Source organism: Acidovorax sp. HMWF018 (genome assembly GCF_003061035.1).
Lineage (GTDB): Bacteria > Pseudomonadota > Gammaproteobacteria > Burkholderiales > Burkholderiaceae_C > Acidovorax > Acidovorax delafieldii.
In genome coordinates this window covers 1-3,650 of record NZ_QAIM01000505.1, presented here as the reverse complement: position 1 = coordinate 3,650, position 3,650 = coordinate 1, and the positions used below count along the sequence as shown (strand labels likewise).

Genomic DNA, 3,650 nt, shown 5'->3' with positions numbered 1-3,650 from the left:
AGCGAGAAGGACATGCTGGCCGTGGCGCAGTTTGTGGCGCACGCCACGGGCGCGGCCAAGTAGGCGCAGCCTCTCGCGGCGGTTGCAGCAGCGTTGCCTCGCTCCAACCGCGCGCTGCTTCAGGCCGCCGTGCGCGACGGCACCAGCGCCGCTCCGGCTGCGCGCCCTTGCAAGCCCTGGAACGCAAAGTCCACCTCGGGCACGCGGCCGCTCACGATGTCGGCCAACGCCTTGCCCGAGCCGCAGGCATGCGTCCAGCCCAGCGTGCCGTGGCCGGTATTGAGGAACAGGTTGCCCACCTTCGTCTTGCCAATCAGCGGCACGTTGCTGGGCGTGGCGGGGCGCAGACCGCTCCAGAACTGGGCCTGGCTCGCGTCGCCCGCGCCAGGGAAGAGTTGCTCCACGCGCCGCACGATGGCCTCGCAGCGCACCTGGTTCAGGTGGCGGTCGTAGCCGTTCAGCTCGGCCGTGCCGGCAATGCGCAGACGGTCGCCGCCGCGTTCGCTGGTGTAGCGCGAGAACACGAGCTTGAACTCGTCGTCCGTCAGGCTCACCTGGTGCGCCTTGCTGGCGTCCTTGACCGGCATGGTCACCGAGTAGCCCTTGGCCGGGTAGATGGGCAGCTGGATGCCCAGCGGCTGCGCCAGCAGCGGGCTGAACGAGCCCATGGCCAGCACAAACGCATCGCCGCGCACGCGCTCGAAGCGGCCTTCGGCATTGGTCACTTCCACATGGTCGATGCGGCCGCCTGCCTCGCGCAGCGCGGTGATGTGGTGGCCCATGCGGAACTGCACGCCCGATGCTTCACACAGCTTGGCCAGCTCGCGTGTGAACTGGTTGGCGTCGCCGGATTCGTCCTCGGCCGTGTAGGTGGCGCCGGCGAGCTGCGGGCGGATGTGGGCGAGGGCGGGTTCGATACGCACGGCCTCGTCGGCGCTGATGACCTGGCGCTCGCAGCCTAGCGTGCGCATCTGCTCGGCCGGAGCCAGCGCGCCATCGAATTCCTTTTGGTTGGTATAGAAGTGGAGGATGCCCTGCGTGCGCTGGTCGTACTGGAGGCCGGTTGCCGCGCGCAGCTGCTGCAGCGTGTCGCGGCTGTAGGTGCCCAGGCGCACGATTTGCTCGATGTTGTGGCGCGTGCGCGCTGGCGTGCAGTTACGCAAAAAGGACAGGCCCCACAGCCACTGGCGCATGTCGGCGCGGATGCGGAACAGCAGGGGCGCATCCTCTTTGCCCAGCCACTGCAGCACCTTGAGCGGCGCACTGGGGTTGGCCCAGGGTTCGGCGTGGCTCACCGAGATCTGGCCGCCGTTGGCAAAGCTGGTCTCGGCACCGGGCGCACCCTGGCGGTCGATGACGGTCACCTCGTGGCCGAGTTGCGAAAGGAAATAAGCCGAAGTCACGCCGAGCAAGCCGGCGCCCAAAACGATCACGCGCATGATTTTCAAAGCCTTTCTGGGCTCTGGCGCTAGAACAACATGCGCTGGCAGCTATGAATTCAATAGCTAACAGCTGGCGCATGAATGCCCTAGCTGCCGCTCCCCCTGTCCTTGGTACCTGAGAGATTCACCGCCACCCACCCGGGCTGCGGCTTGCTCCTTCGGTGCGCTTCGCGTTGCGCGAGGCGGCTCTCCAGACGGCTTTGATGAATGGTGCAGTACGGGACCTGAGCGTGTATGGGAGTTTGCGCCTTCGGTGCAGCGGCGGCCTGTGGCTGCCGTGCTCTCCTGCGAGGCCGATTCTAGGGGCCAAGCCTGCGCGCAAGATCAACTCCGGCTGCTAATGGGGCGCAATCGTTGCTGATGCAGCGGGGCGGGGCCGCTGGTGAAGGTGCCGATAATCCGCCGACCCCTTGTCCCACAGAGAGTTTTGCCATGCCCCCCGCCACTTTGGACCCTGTCGCCAGCGCCGCCGTCATCACCCAGGCCCGGGAGGGGCGCACCCCCCGCCCGCTGGACTTTCCCGCAGGGCTTCGCCCACGCGATGCCGCCGAGGCCTACGCGGTGCAGGACGCCGTGGTGCGTGCGCGCGGTGACATCGCAGGCTGGAAGGTCGGCGCTGCGTCGCCCCAGGCGCAACCCGCGCGGGCCGCTCTCACGCGCGATTCGGTGTGGGTGGCCGCAGCGGGTGAGGTGGTTGCTCTGTCTGCCGCGGGTTTTGCCGTGATGGGCGTGGAGGCGGAGCTGGTGTACGAACTGGGGGCCGACCTGCCCGCCCGCGCCACCCCCTACAGCGCCGCCGAGGTGCTGGCGGCGGTGGTGTCGGTGCGCGCCGCCATTGAGGTGTGCGACACGCGCTTTGCTGCCTGGGCGCAACAGGGCGAGTGGAGCCGCCTGGCCGACCAGGCCTGCCACGGGGCGCTGATTGTGGGGACTGGCACCAACGATATCGCTGCCGTGCAGCCCCTGGCGCAAGCGGTGACCTTGTCGGTGAATGGGGCCGTGGCCGTGCAGCATGCCACCTGGGGCAATCCGGCGGGCGACCCGCTGCGGCTGCTGGTGTGGCTGGCCAACGAAGGCGCGCGCAGCCTGGGCGGGCTGCGCGCGGGGCAGTGGGTCACCACAGGGTCGTGCACCGGCACCGCGCTGGTGGCGCCAGGTACCGAAGTGGTGGCGGACTTTCCAGGGCTCGGTCGGGCTGTGTTGTTGCTGCGGTAGCAGTGTTCGCTGCTACCGCGGGGACGGGGCCTGCTCAGCGCCCTGGTCGCGGCGGGAGTTGCTCCCTCAATTGCGGCGCGGGTTGTCCGGCTGGCTGTCACGGCGGTTGGGCACGCCGTCGCCATCGCGGTCCCGGTCGTTGCGGTTGGAGATGCCGTCACCGTCGCGGTCCCAGCCACCGCGTTGCATCTCCCACCGGCCTTCGCGTTCGATCCACTGGGGCTGGCGATATTGGTAACCGTTGCGCGCCTGCACCCAGTGGCCGCGCACCCAGTGGTGGCGGTTGCCACGCCATTCCCAGTGGCCTTCTTCCCATACCTGGCCTCGGCGAGGGCGGGGCATCGCTTCGTTGCGCGGAGGTGGGGGCGCAGGAATCACCTGGTAGGTGGGCGCAGTCTGGTAGCCGCGCTCGGGTTGGCCGGACTGAATGATGACGGTGCCCTGGGTGGCGGCCTGCGCAGGAGCGAAGGCCAAAAACGCCATAAGCGCGAGGGATGCTGCGGTGAGCGGGTGGCGGGCCATGAGTGTCTCCTGTGGGTGGTTCGATGTGGAACCGGGTGTATCGATGGTGCACGGGTACCCAGCGCCGCGCTGTAGGCGCGATGCCGCCCCTGGCGTAGGCGCAGGGGGGCGCTCTCGGGCTGGCCTGCGCGCTACCGCAGGCGGCCGCCCCTCGGCTTAACGGCGGTATGGGTTGTCCGGGCGATGGTCGTAGCGGTTGGGCACGCCATCACCATCGCGATCCCGGTCATGGCGGTTCGGTACACCGTCGCCATCGCGGTCCCAGCCCCCGGGCTGCATGTTCCAGCGCCCGCCGTGTTCGACCCAACGGGGCTCGCGGTAGTGGTAGCCGGGGCGGGCTTTCACCCAGTAGCCCTGCATCCACACGTGGCGGTGGCCACGCCATTCCCAGTGGCCGGGCACCCACACCATGCCGCGGCGCGGGTGTGGCGCCACCTCGTAGCGGGGTGGGGGCGGCGCCTGGTACTGCAC

4 protein-coding genes, 1 pseudogene and 1 riboswitch are annotated in these 3,650 nt (G+C 69.1%); of the genes and pseudogenes, 2 read left to right on the top strand and 3 right to left on the bottom strand.

The window, feature by feature from the left end:
- Positions 1-63 (top strand): annotated as a pseudogene (locus DBR23_RS31420) (cytochrome c); the annotation flags it as partial.
- A 56-nt stretch (positions 64-119) separates the two neighbouring features.
- Here the strand turns inward: DBR23_RS31420 and DBR23_RS21465 are convergent.
- Positions 120-1,439, bottom strand: coding sequence for a D-amino acid dehydrogenase (locus DBR23_RS21465; protein WP_108499538.1), 1,320 nt, complete (start codon positions 1,437-1,439; stop codon positions 120-122).
- 95 nt (positions 1,440-1,534) lie between these two features.
- Positions 1,535-1,646: riboswitch (glycine riboswitch) on the bottom strand.
- Positions 1,647-1,874: 228 nt separating this feature from the next.
- On the opposite strand from DBR23_RS21465, the gene DBR23_RS21460 reads away from it, so the two are divergent.
- Positions 1,875-2,657, top strand: coding sequence for a 2-keto-4-pentenoate hydratase (locus DBR23_RS21460; RefSeq protein ID WP_108499537.1), 783 nt, complete (start codon positions 1,875-1,877; stop codon positions 2,655-2,657).
- Between the two features lie 66 nt (positions 2,658-2,723).
- Here DBR23_RS21460 and DBR23_RS21455 read toward each other — a convergent pair whose 3' ends face one another.
- Both DBR23_RS21455 and DBR23_RS21450 read right to left on the bottom strand, forming a co-directional pair.
- Positions 2,724-3,179, bottom strand: a complete 456-nt coding sequence (locus DBR23_RS21455; RefSeq protein ID WP_056065438.1) for a YXWGXW repeat-containing protein — start codon at positions 3,177-3,179, stop codon at positions 2,724-2,726.
- A gap of 156 nt (positions 3,180-3,335) precedes the next feature.
- Positions 3,336-3,650: thrombospondin type 3 repeat-containing protein (locus DBR23_RS21450; protein ID WP_108499536.1), on the bottom strand; the 315-nt coding region annotated here is incomplete at its 5' end.

Coding starts and splice junctions, on each gene's coding strand:
- DBR23_RS21465 (WP_108499538.1), bottom strand. CDS start 1,439: ATGCGCGTGATCGTTTTGGGCGCCGGCTTGCTCGGCGTGACTTCGGCT.
- DBR23_RS21460 (WP_108499537.1), top strand. CDS start 1,875: ATGCCCCCCGCCACTTTGGACCCTGTCGCCAGCGCCGCCGTCATCACC.
- DBR23_RS21455 (WP_056065438.1), bottom strand. CDS start 3,179: ATGGCCCGCCACCCGCTCACCGCAGCATCCCTCGCGCTTATGGCGTTT.